Source organism: Companilactobacillus crustorum JCM 15951 (assembly GCF_001434585.1).
Taxonomy (GTDB): domain Bacteria; phylum Bacillota; class Bacilli; order Lactobacillales; family Lactobacillaceae; genus Companilactobacillus; species Companilactobacillus crustorum.
In genome coordinates this window covers 49,875-67,105 of the sequence record NZ_AZDB01000007.1, presented here as the reverse complement: position 1 = coordinate 67,105, position 17,231 = coordinate 49,875, and the positions used below count along the sequence as shown (strand labels likewise).

Annotated in this window: 17 protein-coding genes; 4 read left to right on the top strand and 13 right to left on the bottom strand. The window is 35.3% G+C overall.

Going from position 1 to position 17,231, the window contains the following annotated elements; genetic code table 11:
* Nucleotides 1-6: 6 nt before the first annotated feature.
* From rplI to dnaA, 13 genes are all read right to left on the bottom strand, one after another.
* Nucleotides 7-462, bottom strand: a complete 456-nt coding sequence (gene rplI / locus FD26_RS03460; RefSeq protein WP_057867048.1) for a 50S ribosomal protein L9 — start codon at nt 460-462, stop codon at nt 7-9.
* A gap of 18 nt (nt 463-480) precedes the next feature.
* Nucleotides 481-2,484: a DHH family phosphoesterase gene (locus FD26_RS03455; RefSeq protein ID WP_057867047.1), complete on the bottom strand. Its 2,004-nt coding sequence runs from the start codon at nt 2,482-2,484 to the stop codon at nt 481-483.
* Between the two features lie 153 nt (nt 2,485-2,637).
* Nucleotides 2,638-3,180, bottom strand: a complete 543-nt coding sequence (locus tag FD26_RS03450) for a DUF3278 domain-containing protein (protein WP_057867046.1) — start codon at nt 3,178-3,180, stop codon at nt 2,638-2,640.
* Entirely contained in the window at nt 3,149-3,370 is a 222-nt protein-coding gene (locus FD26_RS03445) for a helix-turn-helix transcriptional regulator (protein WP_057867045.1), read from the bottom strand. Before FD26_RS03445 ends, FD26_RS03450 begins: the two co-directional genes overlap by 32 nt.
* A 273-nt stretch (nt 3,371-3,643) precedes the next feature.
* The gene (gene rpsR, locus FD26_RS03440) at nt 3,644-3,880 is read right to left on the bottom strand and encodes a 30S ribosomal protein S18 (protein WP_057867044.1); all 237 of its coding nucleotides are present in this window, start codon (nt 3,878-3,880) and stop codon (nt 3,644-3,646) included.
* A 21-nt stretch (nt 3,881-3,901) separates the two neighbouring features.
* A complete protein-coding gene (gene ssb, locus FD26_RS03435) occupies nt 3,902-4,501 on the bottom strand; it encodes a single-stranded DNA-binding protein (RefSeq protein WP_057867043.1) in 600 nt (199 codons plus the stop codon).
* A 37-nt stretch (nt 4,502-4,538) separates the two neighbouring features.
* Nucleotides 4,539-4,835, bottom strand: coding sequence for a 30S ribosomal protein S6 (gene rpsF / locus FD26_RS03430; protein ID WP_057867042.1), 297 nt, complete (start codon nt 4,833-4,835; stop codon nt 4,539-4,541).
* Nucleotides 4,836-5,038: 203 nt separating this feature from the next.
* On the bottom strand, nt 5,039-7,564 hold the full coding sequence (gene gyrA / locus FD26_RS03425; RefSeq protein ID WP_057867041.1) for a DNA gyrase subunit A: 2,526 nt from the start codon (nt 7,562-7,564) through the stop codon (nt 5,039-5,041).
* 16 nt (nt 7,565-7,580) lie between these two features.
* Complete coding sequence (gene gyrB, locus FD26_RS03420) at nt 7,581-9,530, bottom strand: DNA topoisomerase (ATP-hydrolyzing) subunit B (protein ID WP_057867040.1); 1,950 nt, start codon at nt 9,528-9,530, stop codon at nt 7,581-7,583.
* Nucleotides 9,530-10,651: a DNA replication/repair protein RecF gene (gene recF / locus FD26_RS03415; protein WP_057867039.1), complete on the bottom strand. Its 1,122-nt coding sequence runs from the start codon at nt 10,649-10,651 to the stop codon at nt 9,530-9,532. Before recF ends, gyrB begins: the two co-directional genes overlap by 1 nt.
* The gene (gene yaaA / locus FD26_RS03410) at nt 10,652-10,861 is read right to left on the bottom strand and encodes a S4 domain-containing protein YaaA (RefSeq protein WP_057867038.1); all 210 of its coding nucleotides are present in this window, start codon (nt 10,859-10,861) and stop codon (nt 10,652-10,654) included.
* Nucleotides 10,862-11,098: 237 nt separating this feature from the next.
* Nucleotides 11,099-12,235, bottom strand: a complete 1,137-nt coding sequence (gene dnaN / locus FD26_RS03405) for a DNA polymerase III subunit beta (protein ID WP_057867037.1) — start codon at nt 12,233-12,235, stop codon at nt 11,099-11,101.
* Nucleotides 12,236-12,393: 158 nt separating this feature from the next.
* Entirely contained in the window at nt 12,394-13,770 is a 1,377-nt protein-coding gene (dnaA, locus tag FD26_RS03400; RefSeq protein ID WP_057867036.1) for a chromosomal replication initiator protein DnaA, read from the bottom strand.
* 501 nt (nt 13,771-14,271) lie between these two features.
* Between dnaA and rpmH the strand changes: the two genes are divergently transcribed.
* The 4 genes from rpmH to mnmE all read left to right on the top strand — a co-directional run bounded on the left by rpmH (nt 14,272) and on the right by mnmE (nt 17,227).
* Nucleotides 14,272-14,412, top strand: coding sequence for a 50S ribosomal protein L34 (gene rpmH, locus FD26_RS03395; protein ID WP_025085419.1), 141 nt, complete (start codon nt 14,272-14,274; stop codon nt 14,410-14,412).
* A 67-nt stretch (nt 14,413-14,479) separates the two neighbouring features.
* Nucleotides 14,480-14,821, top strand: coding sequence for a ribonuclease P protein component (gene rnpA / locus FD26_RS03390; RefSeq protein ID WP_057867035.1), 342 nt, complete (start codon nt 14,480-14,482; stop codon nt 14,819-14,821).
* A 30-nt stretch (nt 14,822-14,851) separates the two neighbouring features.
* Nucleotides 14,852-15,694 (top strand): membrane protein insertase YidC, encoded by an 843-nt coding sequence (yidC, locus tag FD26_RS03385; RefSeq protein ID WP_057867034.1) that lies wholly within the window; start codon nt 14,852-14,854, stop codon nt 15,692-15,694.
* Between the two features lie 144 nt (nt 15,695-15,838).
* A complete protein-coding gene (mnmE, locus tag FD26_RS03380; protein WP_057867033.1) occupies nt 15,839-17,227 on the top strand; it encodes a tRNA uridine-5-carboxymethylaminomethyl(34) synthesis GTPase MnmE in 1,389 nt (462 codons plus the stop codon).
* Nucleotides 17,228-17,231 lie beyond the last annotated feature (4 nt).

Sequence of the window (17,231 nt, the reverse complement as noted above, 5' to 3'; positions counted from 1 at the left end):
TATATCCTACTTCTTTTCAGCAACATGGACTCTGATAGTTGCCTCTACACCTTCAAACAACTTTACGGGTACATTAATGTATCCGAGAGACTTAACACCATCAGATAGAACCATCTTGTGTTTATCAACTTTAATATTATATTGCTTGTTTAATTCATCAGCGATCTTCTTAGTTGTTACTGAACCAAAAAGACGACCATCGGTACCAGCTTTAGCTAAAACTTCAACAACTGTCTTGTCATTCTCAATTTTAGTTTTCAAAACTTTTGCTTCAACTTTTTCAGCCTCATAGTCTTTGGCTTCGCGATTTTGTTCAGCCTTTAATTTAGCTACGTTAGCAGTAGTTGCCTCAATAGCCTTTTTATTCTTAATAAGGAAATTTTGAGCATATCCGTCAGCGACATTCTTTAATTCGCCTTTTTTTCCTTTTCCTCTAACATCTTCTAGGAAAATAACTTTCATAATATAAATACCCCTCTCTTAGTTCTTCTTATCAGAATCATTTAAAACATCAACTAGACGATCTTTGACTTCATCAACTGTTGCATCAGCGATTTGAGTTGCTGCATCAGACAAATGTCCGCCGCCGCCTAGTTTTTCCATAATAACCTGTACATTAACATTACCTAGACTTCGTGCCGAAATACCAATTCGACCGTCAGGACGTTTACTAATGACAAACGATGCCTCAACATTATCTAATGATAACAATGTGTCAGCTGCTTGAGCAACGATCACTGGATCATAAGACTTGTCTTCTTCGCCAAAACATACAGCCATATTACCATTAACCATGGTAATTGTTTCAATCAAATGACTCTTTTGAATAAAGGAATCAATGTTCTCTTTCAAAACGTTTTGAATAACTGTTTCGTCAGCACCAACTGAACGTAGATAACTTGCAGCATCAAAAGTTCTAGTACCAGTTCTGAGTGAGAATGACTTCGTATCAACAGTAATACCAGCCAACAAAGCTGTTGCTTCAATCTTTTCGATAGCCTTTTTGTTCTTAGGCTGATATTCTAACATTTCTGTAATCAATTCACTAGCAGACGATGCGTATGGTTCAATGTAAATCAACATTGGATTTTCTGGGAACTCTTCACCACGTCTATGGTGATCAATCACAACTACTTTATTGTTATCGCCCTTAAATAAATCCGGATTTATCGAAATACTTTGTTTAGAATGGTCAACCATGACAATCAATGTCTTAGGTGTCTTGATTGCTATAGACTCATCTGGCGTGACGATATCCTTTTTAATCTCAGGATCTTCATTGATCATGCCTAAAAGTCGACTGACATCTGAATGCAAAGTATTAGGATTAATCACAATTTTACATGGTGTGTTATTCATCATTGCAATACGTCTGATACCAAGGGATGATCCTAAAACATCCATATCTGGATGCGAATGTCCCATAACAATTACTTGATCACTATCTTTCAATAGTTCTTGTAAAGCCTCGCTAATCATTCTAGCCCGGACACGAGTTCTCTTTTCCATCGGATCAGTATTGCCACCATAGAAACGAGCTTTTTCACCAATTTCCTTAACAACAACCTGATCACCACCACGTCCCAAAGCTAAGTTAAGATTCTTTTGTGCTTCATCGTTTAATTTATGCAAATCATCGATTCCGTAAGAAAATCCCATACTTAAAGTTAAGGGAACATTTTGTTGCGATGTGTATTCACGAATAATATCCAAAACTTTGAAACCATTCTTTTCCATATCAAAGATTCGCCCTGTGTAAGCCATGATAAAGAAATGGTCGTCATCAATTCGTTTGAGGAACATCTGTTGCTCAGATGCCCAATTCGATAATTCATTAGTAATGTAATTATCCAAATTAGAAATGTCCCGATCACTCATTGACTGCGTAATTTCAGCATAATTATCCAAATAAACTTGGCCAATAACTGAGCGATTATCCTCGTAACGTTTTTCAATTTTAGAATAATGTGTAATATTCATCAAATAGATAACCTTTAACTCAGTCTGAACTTGAACTAAGTAATATTTATCATCAATTTGAATCGTTTTATTGTCAGCATGTTCTTCATCATCAATCAAACTCGATAACTCCGATGAAATGTCCTTCACATTCATGCTGTTAGATGGATCAAATCCTGTTTCTTCTACAAAGTAAGGATTTACCCATTGAATCTGCTTATCAGAATCATATAAAAGTATGCCTAACGGATACTCTACAAAACTGTTGTCTGTTCCCCGATCAATTCGATATTGCAAATTGTTAGTATACTTACCCGCTTTTTCCCCTAATAATAGGAATAAATAAACAAATAAGACCAACGAAATAATTATCAATATAGCTTGAATATATCCGGCAATAGAGCCGTGAATCAAGCCAACAATTAATATTGATATCAACATAACAATCAAAGAGACCGCCGTAAGTTGAGTTGAATGATCAACTCTCGAAAGGAAGAATTTCAGATTAGCTTTTATCTTTTTCATAATAGTCCCCTCTTAGATATACTTCTTAATTTTATCACAGCCGACTTGTTCTTTCTTAAGATATATTGCACTGAAAAACATGTAACGAAATTTGGAAAGTTGATAAGACAAAAACATCAACATCGGCGCCCTTTAGCAACGTGTTGATGTTTTTTATTCATTATCATATTTTATTGTCTTAATTTTTCGTCTGCCAAAAAATGTCATAAGAGCAGTAAAAATAATTGCTTCTAATAAGGCCATTCTTATTTCTCTCCATGTAAATAAAGTAAACCAGAGGCCTTGGCCATTCATATCAAACAGTGTACTAAATATCCATTCAAACAGAAAGAAACCAGTCCCCACACTAACGGACTTTCGATAAAATTTATCTAGAGTGGCTGTCTTCTTCTCTGCTATTACTTCCTTATTATTAATACCTGATTTTTTAAACCTAAAATAAGTTACTAAACTAATAATCGCACTTACACCTATTATTTGAATTGCCAACGTTAAATAAAAAACAGTTTCAAAATTATGAATAGCTCCTAGACTAGCTAACAAAAGCATTCCAAAATTAAAGATCATTTCAAAAATAAAAACCGCTATTACGGCCCATGTCGTCGCCTTACCTACTTCCAATTCAACATGCTCATCATAAATTCCAGCGATGCCAAAGAAATGTTTAATTAACTTTTGTTTCCATTTTTTCTTCATTCTTCCCCCTCCAAAAAAGCGTATTCAAATCCGTATCCAATGCCCAAGCCAATTTCAAACATAAATCTAACGATGGATTATATTTGTCATTTTCAATTAAATTGATCGTTTGTCGGGCCACTCCAATTTTTTCAGCAAGTAACATTTGCGATAACTTTTGTTTATTTCGATATTCACGGACATGATTCATTTACATCACTTCATCCTTTAAAAGTCATATATATTTGACATCAATAATATAACTCTTTATATATTTGTTGTCAAATATATATGACACGTTTTTAGAAAGCGGTTTCTTAAACAACTATTTATTATTACTAATTTCTACCGTACCTTCAAGTTTAAACTATTGTGCTTCATTTCTATATAAAGAAAAAGTCATTAATCATTTATCCTGATTAATGACTTTTTATCTAAATTTAGGTATAAAAAAAGATCACCCATCAGTGTGATCTTAAATTAATTAGTCTTCTGCAACGAATGGCAATAGAGCCATGATTCTTGCTCTCTTGATAGCTACAGTAAGTCTACGTTGGTTCTTAGCACTTGTACCTGTAACACGTCTTGGTAAGATCTTACCACGTTCTGAGATAAATCTCTTTAGTAAGTCTGTATCTTTGTAATCGATGTATTCGATATGGTTAGCAGCGATGAAGTCAACTTTACGTCTTCTACGTCCGCCTCTTCTTTGTTGGGCCATTATAAATTGCTCCCTTCTATATTAAAATGGTAAATCATCATCAGAAATGTCAATCGGCTTGCTTTTATCAGCAAAAGGATCGCCATTATTGTTACTGTTAGAATTGTTAGATTGATTATTGTTATTTGAATTGTTGTTACTATTATTGTAATTACTATTGTTATTGGCACTATTATTGCCATAACTATTGTTATTACTGTTAGTATTTCCGAACGGAGACTGATTTGATTGATTGGAATTATTGTTGTAGTTTGATGCTTGATTGGAATTGCCGCTACCAGAATCTCTTCTTTCACTTTCAGCTCGAGATTCAAGCAAAGAGAAGTTTTCTACAATAACATCTGTTCTGTAGACTCTTTGACCTTGTTGATTATCGTATGAACTTGTTTGAATACGTCCATCGATACCAACTAATGAACCCTTCTTAGTGAAATTAACAAAATTCTCAGCAGCTTTTCTCCAAATAGTACAACCGATAAAATCAGCTTCACGTTCGCCCTGTGAATTAGTAAACTGACGGTTAACAGCAACTGTAAAACTTGCAACTGCTGCACCATTGGCAGTATATCTCAATTCAGGATCACGTGTCAGGCGTCCAACTAAAACTACTCGATTAATCATTTAATCTGCCTCCTTATTGTTTCACGTGAAACAAAAACTAGTTTTTGCGTCTAACGATCATGTGACGAAGAATGTTATCTTCAATCTTTGAAAGACGGTCGAATTCGTTGATTGCTTCATCATTGTCAGCATCTACGTTTACAATATGGTAGATACCTTCCTTGTAATTAGCAATTTCATATGCTAAACGTTTCTTTTCCCAGTCTTTTGAGTCGATTACTTTGGCGCCGTTATCAGTAATGATCTTATCGAAACGATCGATCAATGCCTTCTTTGCGTCTTCTTCCATATCAGGTTTAATGATATAAGTGATTTCGTAATGTGCTTCAGCCATGACTGTACACCTCCTTATGGTCTAATGGTTCTAATTAAAGAACAAGGAGCATAAATTAACTACATTTTATACTCACGAAATATAATTTTAGCATAAAACCTCTCCAAATACTAGAACCAATTCTAACAAAAAAATCGTTTCTGACTGACACGCATCCCCCATCGAGGGATACATAATCAAATTACGCAGAAACGATTTTTATTTTAATTATTGTCTGAATTATCTTTATCTGATTCTTCAGTTTGATCATTAGCTACATTAGGTGCATCAGTATCTGAGTCAGTACTTGTTTCTTCATCATCAGAATCCTCAGCAACTTTCGCCATAGTTGAGACAGCTGAATCATCATCAACCTTAATCAATCTAACGCCCAAAGTTGCACGACCAGTTTGTGATACGCTTTGAACCTCAAAACGAATCATGACACCCTTGTTAGTAATCAACATGATATCTTCATCACCATCAACTACTGTTAACCCTGCAATTGGACCATTCTTTTCAGTGACGTTAGCAGTCTTGATACCTTTACCGCCACGACCCTTAATTGGATACTCAGTAACAGAAGTTCTCTTACCATATCCTTTTTCAGAGATAGTTAGAATTTCTTGACCAGACTCTGCAATAGATGAGCCCACAACATAATCTTCGTCACGTAGTTTGATACCACGAACACCAGCAGCCGTTCTTCCCATTGGACGAACATCGCTTTCTCTGAAGGTTACAGCATAGCCCTTATGAGTTCCGATAATAATAACCTTATCACCATCAGTTAAGAAGACATTATTTAACTCATCTTCGTCCTTCAATGTGATAGCTCGCAAACCAGAATGTCTGATATTAGCAAAATCATTGACTGGAGTACGTTTAACAGTTCCATATTTAGTTACAAAGAACAAATATGAATTATCTGGATCGACATCCCGATCAACATTGATGACCGTTTCAATTTTCTCGCCTTTTTCGATATTCAAAAGATTAATAACTGGAATCCCCTTAGCAGTACGGCCATATTCGGGAACTTCATAACCCTTGATTCGATAAACTTTACCAGCATTGGTAAAGAACAATAGACGATCATGTGTGGAAGTATAGAGCATTTGTTCAATGAAATCATCATCATGAACACCCATTCCTTGAACACCGCGACCACCACGATTTTGAACACGAAATTCATCAGCAGATAAACGTTTGATGTACCCATTATGTGTCAAAACGATTAAGATATTCTCTTCTTCAATTAGATCTTCATCTTCGATATTGGCAACTTCACTAGCACGGATTTCCGTTCTTCTAGCATCGCCAAATTTCTCTTGAATCTCTAATAATTCATCATAAATAATTTTATCAACACGTTCAGATTTAGCCAAAATATCTTTGTAATCAGCAATTTTAACCAAGAGTTCTTGGTATTCAGCCTCTACTTTTTCACGTTCCAAACCAGTCAAACGAACCAAACGCATATCAAGAATAGCTTGTGATTGTTTGTCAGATAGCTTGTACTTATCCATCAAAGTTTGCTTAGCAATAGCCGATGTCTGAGAACCACGAATAATACTGATGATATCATCAATATGATCCAGTGCGATTCTTAAACCTTCAAGAATATGAGCTCTTGCCTGAGCACGTTTTAATTCAAACTCAGTTCTTCTTCTAATAACAACTTCTTGATGCTTTAGATATTCAACTAAGATGCCTTTAAGCGAGAAGACCTTAGGGGTCTTACCTACAATAGCAACCATATTGATACCATAAGAAATTTGAAGCTGCGTTAATTTGTAAAGGTTATTCAAAACAACTGATGCACTCATATCACGACGAAGATCAATAACGATTCGCATACCTTCACGATCGGATTCATCGTTTAAGTCAGTGATACCTTCAATCTTCTTTTCACGAGCTAATTCAGCAATTCTTTCAACCAATTTAGCCTTATTGACCATGTATGGCAATTCTGTAACGATGATTTGTTCAGCACCGCTCTTCTTTGTCACAATATCAACTTTAGCACGAAGAATAATCGTTCCTTTACCATTCTCATAGGCTTTTCTAATTCCTGAACGGCCCATAATAATTCCACCAGTAGGAAAATCGGGTCCTGGAATTGCCTTCATCAAATCAGCTACAGTAGCATCTTTATTTCTCATCAAAATATGCAATGCATCAATAACTTCTTTTAAGTTATGTGAAGGGATATTAGTTGTCATACCAACTGCAATACCAGTAGCACCATTAACTAATAAGTTAGGGAATCTAGCTGGTAGAACCATTGGTTCTTTTTCTTCACCATCGTAGTTAGGAACAAGATCGACGGTATCTTTGTTGATATCACGCAACATTTCAACTGCCATTTTGCTCATTCTAGCTTCGGTATAACGCATAGCAGCGGGTGGATCACCATCGATTGATCCAAAGTTTCCGTGTCCATCGACCAATGGATAACGATAACTGAAATCCTGAGCCATTCTAACCATTGATTCATAAATAGCCGAATCCCCATGTGGATGATATTTTCCCATAATATCACCAACAAAACGAGCACTCTTCTTGTATGGCTTGTCAGGTGTAACACCCAACTCATTCATACCATAAAGAATACGGCGATGAACTGGTTTGAGACCATCACGGACGTCAGGTAACGCACGTGACACGATAACACTGGCAGCGTAGTCAACGAAGGAATTCTTCATGACTTCTGTCAAGTTAACATTTTCTATTCTATGATCTGCCATTAAATTGCCATCCTCCCTAATAATCTACTTCTGCATAACGTGCATTTGCTTCGATGAATTCTCTTCTAGGTTCAACTTTGTCACCCATTAACATTGAGAAAATCTCATTAGCTTCAATGGCATCATCGAGGTTAACACGATCCAATCTTCTCTTATCAGGATCCATAGTTGTTTCCCACAATTGATCCGCATCCATTTCACCAAGACCCTTGTAACGTTGGATCTTTGGTTCTGGCTTAGGTGGCAATTGTTCAACAAAGTCATCTTTTTCTTTATCAGTATCAAAGTATCTCATCATCTTGCCTTGACGAACTTGATACAAAGGTGGCTTAGCGATATAAACGTATCCTGCATCAACAACCGGACGCATATATCTGTAAAGTAACGTTAACAATAGTGTTCTAATATGAGCACCATCAACATCGGCATCAGTCATAATAATAACTTTATGATATCTAGCTTTAGAAATATCAAAATCTTCGCCAAAGCCTGTACCCATAGCCGTAAATAACGTTCTAATTTCTTCATTAGCCAAAATTTTGTCCATTGAAGCTTTTTCAACGTTCAAAATTTTACCTCTAATTGGCAAAATAGCTTGTGTCAAACGTGAACGACCAGTTTTAGCTGAACCACCGGCAGAATCACCCTCGACGATAAATAATTCTGAAATTGCAGGATCTTTACTTGCATTATCAGCTAATTTACCTGGCAAATTACTGATTTCCAAACCATTTTGTTTTCTAGTTACTTCACGAGCACGTTTAGCAGCTAAACGTGCTTTAGTTGCTAGAGAACCCTTTTCTACGATCTTTTTGGCAATATCAGGATTTTCCATCAAATACTTGGAGAAATGTTCACTGAATAAACGATCAGTAATCGTTCTAGCATCACTGTTTCCAAGTTTTGTCTTAGTTTGACCCTCAAATTGTGGATCCGGATGCTTAATAGAAACAACAGCAGTCATTCCTTCACGAACATCTTCCCCAGACAATTTTTCAGTATCTTTCATCAATTTATTTTTATGAGCGTAATCGTTAATAACACGTGTTAAGGCTGTCTTAAAACCAACCTCATGCGTTCCACCTTCATATGTATGGATGTTATTAGCGAAAGTCATCAAATTAGTGTGGTATTCATCAGTATATTGGAGTGAAACTTCAACGGTAATACCATCCTGAACACCTTCAAGATAAATTGGCTCATCAAAAAGAACTTCTTTATCCTTGTCCATAAATTCAACATAGCTCTTAATTCCACCTTCATAGTGGAAAACTAATTTTTCGGCTGTGTCAGCGCGCTTATCAGTAAAAGTAAGTTTTAGACCTTTATTTAAGAAAGCCAACTCACGAATTCTAGTTGTCAAAACTTTATCATCATAAATTGTCGTTTCAGTAAAGATATCTGAATCAGGAACAAAATGAACTCGTGTTCCATGTTCAAATTCACCAGCGTCGCCCAAAATATGCATAGCATTGTTTACTTTGCCACGTTTAAAGTCGATACCATATCTTTTGCCGCCACGAGTAACTTCAACGTCAAGTTCGCTACTTAAAGCATTAACAACTGAAGCACCAACACCGTGAAGTCCACCAGAAACTTTATATCCGCCACCGCCGAATTTACCACCAGCGTGCAAAATTGTATAAACCGTTTCTAGAGCTGGCTTCCCAGTTTTCTTTTGAATATCAATTGGAATACCACGTCCGTCATCGGTAACTGTAATGGAGTTATCTGGTTCAACAGTAACTTCGATCCTTGTAGCGAAACCAGCTAAAGCTTCATCAATACCATTATCAATAATTTCCCAAACAAGATGATGTAAACCTTGTTTACTTGTAGAGCCGATATACATACCAGGACGTTTACGAACAGCCTCTAGTCCTTCAAGAACTTGAATTTGACTCGCGTCATATTCTTCGACTTTTTCTTCTTTCTTTTCCAGCTCAGCTTTTCTGTCTTCAGCCATTAAATCTCCTCCTGTTGAACTTTGCCATTAGTAATATTTAGAATATTCGGATCTTTAACTAATTCCGGATCAACATCATCAATTGAAGTTGTCGTTATAAAAGTCTGAATTCCCTTTTTTATTGACGACAACAGATGCGTTTGTCTCTTATGATCCAGCTCAGATAAAACATCATCCAATAATAAAATTGGATAATCGCCCACCTGATCCTTAATTAATTCGACCTCAGCCAATTTCAGACTCAAAGCCACAGAACGTTGCTGACCTTGAGATCCAAAATCTTGAACATTTTTTTCATTAACAAGGAATTTAATATCATCCCGATGAGGTCCAAACAAAGTTACGCCACGCTGGATCTCTCGTTGATAGTTTTTTTTGAAATTATCTTTGAAAGTATCATAAATATTTTCAAGAGATTTTCCATCAGTACTGAAAAAAGTATTGTAAACAATTTTCAGTTTTTCATTGTCCTCTGTAATGTTTGCATGAATTTTTTCAATATGAGTTTGCAATTTTTGTAAAAATTGTAAGCGTGAAAAAACAACTTCCGCACAATAGGCTGAAAATTGATCGGACAAAACGTCCAAATAAATCATATCTTTGGCTTGATGATGCTGAAGTTTTTTCAAATAAGCATTACGTTGTTTTAATACTGAACGAAACTGGCTCATTGTCTTCAAATATTGAGCTGACATTTGACCAAATTCCATATCAATAAATTTACGTCGAATTCCAGGATTACCCTTAACAATTGATAGATCCTCCGGAGAAAAAAGAACAACATTTAAATTCCCAATATAACTTGATAATTTACGTTGTTCTAAATTATTCAATTTGGCTTTTTTTCCAGATTTACTAATAACCAAATCCAATTTCAGACGACTGGAATTATCTTTGATCACTGTTCCCGAAATTCGAGCAAATTCACTGCCCCACTTAATTAAATCCTTGTCATTCGATGTTCGATGGCTTCTTGTTAAAGCTAAAAAATACATAGCCTCTAATAAATTGGTCTTGCCTTGAGCATTTTCTCCCAAAAAAACGTTGATTGCAGGTGAAAAATTAACATCTAAGGATTCATAGTTGCGATAATTTTGAAGTTTTAATTCTTTAACAAACATTTATTCAATTTCAAATGTTTGATCGCCAACAACTACAACATCTCCTAAGTGTAATTTTTTACCACGACGATCTTCAGGACTGCCATTAACCAAAACTGAATTTTCTCTGAGGAACCATTTAGCTTGTCCGCCAGTGGCAATAACGCCTTCATCTTTTAGTAGTTGACCTAAAGTAATAAATTCAGTTTCTAGTTTAATTTTTTCAGACATAGTTAACACCCTATTTATTAGATTTATCCATTAATGACATAGTAATATTATAGTTGTTTTCACAATAAAAGACAACTCAAAACGAAATCTCAGGCGTTTTGAGAAATTTTTTAAACAATGAGTATCCACCCACTAAAATAACCTAAAAAAGTCCAAAAGCTAAATTACGGCGTTTAAATATATAATCTAAAAAAAAATAGACCGAACCGAAGTTCAGTCTATTTAGACTATTTCACATTAAAATGTTCGTACTGGAGTAATAAGTTGAACAAAGTTATCACGATTTTCGACTGGTCTTAAAGTAAATGGATGCAATGGAGAAGTAAAACTCATTTCGATTGAAGCGTTACTTCCGAACGATCTCAAAGCATCTTTCAAATAATCAGGATTAAATGAAATCTCCAAGTCGTCTCCTTCAAGATTGTCAAAATCAAGAACTTCTTCAACAGTACCAACTTCTGGTGAATTTCCATAAAGCGTGGCTTTTTTATCAACAGCCTTGATCTCTAGTTTAATAACATTGTTGCGACTTTCATGAGAAAGCAATGAAGCACGCTCAACAGATGCTAACAATTTTGAAGAATCAAATGTAAGACGTGTATTAGATTCATCAGGAATTAAACGGTCAGTTTCAGGATAACGACCATCAAGTAGTCGTGAATAGAACATAATATTGTCAAAACTGAATAGAACTTGATTTTCAGAAATCGACATTGAAATTTCCTTGACAGAGTCGCTGATAGTTCTAACTAATTCAGTCAAACTCTTTCCTGGAATAATCAAATTATAATCTTCATCACTAGTGATATTAATTTTTCGTTGTGAAAGACGATGGCTATCAGTAGCAACAGCTGTTAATCCTTCACTCGTAATTAAGAAGTTGACACCAGTTAGAACAGGACGACTTTCTTGAGTTGAAACAGCAATAACAGTTTGATTAACAACTTCTTTAAAAACATCTGTTGGCAAAACTAATTGATTATCTGTCTCTACATCAGGAAGATGTGGATAATTTACAGCATCAAGTCCGTTAATCGTAAATTCTGAAACACCTGATTTAATCAAGGTTTGATTGTTATTCAAAACCTCTAGTTCGAAATTGTCACCAGGAAGTTTTTTAATGATTTCGTTAAAGAATCTAGCTGGTAAAACAATCGAGCCAGTACTTTCAATTTTTAAATCGTTATCTGAATCTTCTTTAGAAATAAAAGCAGTAATTGAAATATCAGAATTGCTACCAGTAATAGTTAAACCAGATTCAGAAAGATCTAATTTCATTCCTGTCAAAATAGGAATAGTTGTTTTTGTAGAAATTGCTCGTTGAACATTGCTAGTTTGGTTGATGAATTTTGATCGATCAATAGAAAATTTCATAGGTAACTCCCTTTTTTATTTAATTAATATAAAGATAGAAGTAGTAGTAGGCACTGTGAAAACTGTGGATAACTATTCTAACACTAGACAAGATAAGAAAAATTCATGTTATTAACAACTGTGGATAAGTTTGGGAAAAACTCAAAGTTATAAACATGTTAATTTCTGAGGTCATCTTTTAGTTCGTTGACCGAGCGTTTTAAATCTTCATCTTTAATGACTAATTCTGATATTTTTTCGCAAGAATGCATGACAGTCGTATGATCTTTGCCCCCGAATTCCATACCAATTTGTGGTAGAGATCTGTCAGTCATTTCTCGTGCTAGATACATCGCAATCTGTCGTGGTACAACAATTGATTTAACACGTTTCTTTCCCTTAAGATCCTGGATTGAGACGTGATAATACTTAGCCACTTTATTTTGGATCTTGGCGATAGAAAGTCCCTTTTTATCATTAGATAATTTGAAGACTTTCAGAGCATCAGCAGCTACGGATTTAGTAATGTCAGTATTTTTAGTCGTCGAATAAGCCTGAACGCGAATAAGTGCGCCTTCAAGCTCACGGACGTTAGTATCAACTTGAGCAGCAATGTAAGAAAGCGTGTCATTGGGAATTTCCAAATGTTCAGCTTTAGCTTTGTTGCGCAAAATAGCAATTCTAGTTTCAAGGTCTGGCGCAGTGATGTCGGCCGACAAACCACTGGTAAATCTTGAAACTAGTCTAGCCTGTAACTTAGGAATTTCGTTTGGCAAACGATCAGATGTCATTACAATCTGTTTGCCGTTTTCGTATAGCTCATTAAATGTATGGAAAAACTCTTCTTGTGTTCCCTCTTTTTCAGCGAAGAATTGAATATCATCTATTAATAGTAGATCGACGTTTCGGTATTCTTGTCTGAAGTCATCTTGAGTGCGCATCTGGATTGAGTTAATGAAGTCATTGGCGAAAGTTTCACTGGTAACGTATTTAACTTTGGCTAATGGGTCTAGTTTAATCATTTGATGTCCGATTGCTTGCATTAAATGAGTCTTTCCTAAACCAACGCCACCATAGATAAATAGTGGATTGTAAACCCCGCCGGGGTCTTCAGCTGCAGCTAGAGCTGCAGCATGTGCCATTTGATTACCGCTACCAACAATAAATGATGAAAAAGTGTATTTAGGATTCAAATGAGAATTATGAAATACATGTTTTGGTTGAGCCGATTCGGTTGTCGTCTCTACTTGAGGAGTGATTGTTTGCTCCTCTTTTTTTGTATTATCTTCATCATTTTCAATTATTGGATTAAGTTCAATTCCGTTTAATTCATATGAGTAAATAGCAATTTTTTCGGTATAATTTCGTTCCCAATAATCTTTATGCAGTTTGGTTGGAACAGAAATATAAATGTTATTTCCATCAATGTATAAGGGATTAGCACTTTCAACCCAAGTCGAATAACTAACGGAAGTTAGTTGGGATCGAAGTTTATTCGTAAAGTAATCCCAAAATTCAGTTAGTTTTGGATCAGTTGAGTTATTTAGATTTTGCAATTATTTCCCCCCAATCTTTAAGTTGTGGATAAGTTTTTCCCTAAAATGACATTCTATAGTTTATCATTCTAGTAACTAGTTTTCCACAGAACACACGTTTAAATTTTAAGTAAATAACACAAGGTGGTTTCTATATTCACAGGTTTGTGGAAAAAAAGAGACTGTATAATTTATCAACATAGTTATCCACAATTAACAGGCTGAAAAAAGCCTTTATTTCGGGTGTTACATATAAAAAACAAGAATTCAACAGGTTCTGTGGAAAACTAAAACACAGTAAAAAACATCGTTGGAAAAGTTTGTTCATTGTCCTGTGGAAAAAAATACTTGTCAAAAGCTTGCACAATTTATCCACAAAGAAGATTGAGAAAAACTTTCTAAAAGATTTGACATTAATAGGAAATTAGTTATTTAAAAAGTTGGCATAACATGATATTATAGTTAAGCAATTGTCTGAAGAAGTTTATATTTTAAAGATAAAAAAAGTCAGGAGGTTTATTGATGACTACAAAGAGAACATATCAACCAAAGAAGCGTCATCGTGAACGCGTCCATGGTTTCATGAAAAGAATGAGTACAAGTAATGGTCGCAAGGTTCTAGCAAGACGTCGCAAAAAGGGCAGAAAAGTATTATCAGCTTAGTTTTGAAGGATCACTAAACATTTTGGTGGTCTTTTTTTATTACAAAACGAGAGTAGTCTGGTGACATATGAGAAAAAGCTATCGCATAAAAAAAGAAAATGAGTTTCAATATGTCTATTCCAACGGTCATTCTGTAGCTAACCGTAATTTTGTGTTGTACAAAATGCCCAAGGAAAGTCAAAAGCACTGGCGGGTTGGATTGTCAGTAGGTAAGAAGGTTTCACATACAGCAGTAGGACGCAACCGTATTAAAAGATATGTTCGCCAATCATTGTTGGAATTAAAACCTGAGATTCCTGCGGAATTAGACTTTTTAATCATTGCAAGAAAACCAGCAGTGGATTTGGATATGTTTGAAACAAAGAAAAATATTGTACATTTGTTGAAATTAGGTAAAGTATTAGATTAGAGTAAAAAAATATAATTAATAGGTGCAAAAGTGAATAAGAAAAGCTTAAAGAAATACATAGGTATCGCTCTGTTACTTAGTGTTGTCTTGGTTTTAGCTGGATGTTCAAACCTAAACGAGCCAATTACAAGTAATAGTACTGGATTTTGGGATCACTATATTTTGTACAGCTTCTCAAAATTTATTCTTTGGTTAGCTTCATTAGTTGGTAATAGTTATGGCTGGGCTATTGTGATTTTCACAATTATCGTGAGAGTTATTCTATTGCCGCTTAACTGGTTCCAAATTAGAAGTATGAATAAGCAGATGAAGATCCAACCTCAAATGCAGGAACTTCAAAAGAAATATTCAGCTAAAGATGTTGATACTCAACAAAAATTACGTGAAGAGACACAAAAATTATATAGTGAAGCCGGCGTTAATCCAGTTGCTGGATGTTTGCCATTGGTAATTCAATTACCAGTTATGTTTGCCTTATATCAAGCTATTTATAAGACTACACAATTGCGTAATGGTAGTTTCTTGTGGATGCAACTTGGTAAGGCTGATCCATATTACATTATGGCTATTTTAGCGGCTGTATTTACTTTCTTGAGTACTTACATCTCAAGTTACTCACAGCCAACGCAAAATTCGACGACAAAGATCATGACGTGGGTTATGCCAATCTTTATCTTCGTGCCAGCTTTAACGTTCCCATCAGCTATTACAATTTACTGGGTAGTAACTAATGCGTTCCAAGTTCTTCAGACATTGGCTTTCCAAAACCCATTCAAATATCGTCGTGAAAGACGTGAAGCTGAAGAGGCTGAGAAAGAAAAAGAACGTCGTCTTAGAAAAGCTAAGAAACGAGTTTATAAAAATCGTAAATAATTGACAATCGCTAAAAATCTAGTTAAGATGTTTTAGAAATTGTTCATATAATTTATATAGAAAAGTAGTCAAGGTGCTTTTCCGTCAAAAATTGGCGGATTATGCACTTTTTTTATGCTCAAAATTTGAGAAGGGAGTTTTATTATGGCAGGTTCAGTAACTGAATACGATACGATTGCAGCCATTTCAACGCCTCCTGGGGAAGGTGCTATCTCTATTGTTCGTTTGTCTGGAGATCAAGCTGTTGAAGTCGCTAAGAGGATTTTTAAAGGACGAGATTTAGCAAAAGTTGCTAGTCACACAATTAACTACGGTCATATTATAGATCCAGCAGATGGATCATTGATTGATGAGGTAATGGTTTCGGTTATGCGTGCACCAAAGACTTTTACACGAGAAGATGTAGTTGAAATAAATACCCATGGGGGTATAGTTGCAACCAATAAGGTTCTGCAATTATTGCTAGGTTATGGTGCTCGAATGGCCGAACCGGGCGAATTTACGAAGAGAGCTTTTTTGAATGGTCGAATTGACTTAACTCAGGCTGAATCTGTTATGGATTTGATTCGAGCTAAGACTGATAAGGCTATGCAAGTTGCAGTTAATCAATTAGATGGGAATTTGCACCATTTGATTTCTAATTTGCGTCAAGAAATTTTGGATTCGTTGGCTCAAGTTGAGGTTAATATTGATTATCCTGAATATGATACTGATCAAATGACCACTAAAATGTTGTTGGAGAAGGCAAAAACTGTTAGTACCAGTATTGATAGTCTGTTAAAGACTGCTGATAGTGGTGAAATTCTTCAACATGGATTGGCTACAGCAATTGTTGGAAAACCTAACGTTGGTAAATCAAGTTTGTTGAATCGTCTCTTGGATGAAGATAAGGCGATCGTGACAGATGTTGCAGGAACTACCCGTGATGTTGTTGAGCAATATATCAATATTGATGGAGTGCCATTGAAATTGATCGATACTGCTGGTATTCGTGATACTGACGATAAAGTTGAAAAAATTGGTGTCGAACGTTCTAAGAAGGCTTTGCAGGGGGCTGATTTAGTTATTCTGGTACTTGATTCTAGTCGTGAATTAGAAGATGACGATTTGGAATTATTAGATGCTACTGCGGACAAGAAACGAATAGTTATTTTTAATAAAAATGACTTGATGCCCGTTATAACGCCTAATGCGGTTGTTCAATTGAAGGCTGATGATATAATTTTACAAACTTCAGCCATTAAGAATGATGGAATTGAAACCATTAAGCAAACAATTAGCAAAATTTTCAATTCAGGAATTGAAGATAACAGTAACAATGTCATTATCACGAGTGCTCGCCAAGCAGGATTGCTTCGTAAAGCTAAAAATAGCTTAAATGATGTCATTTCAGGAATTGAAGCAGGAATGCCTATCGACCTTGTTCAAATCGATATGACGGCCTGCTGGGACACTTTAGGAGAAATTACGGGTGAAAGTTATCAAGATGAATTGATCACGCAATTATTCTCACAATTCTGTTTAGGAAAATAAATAA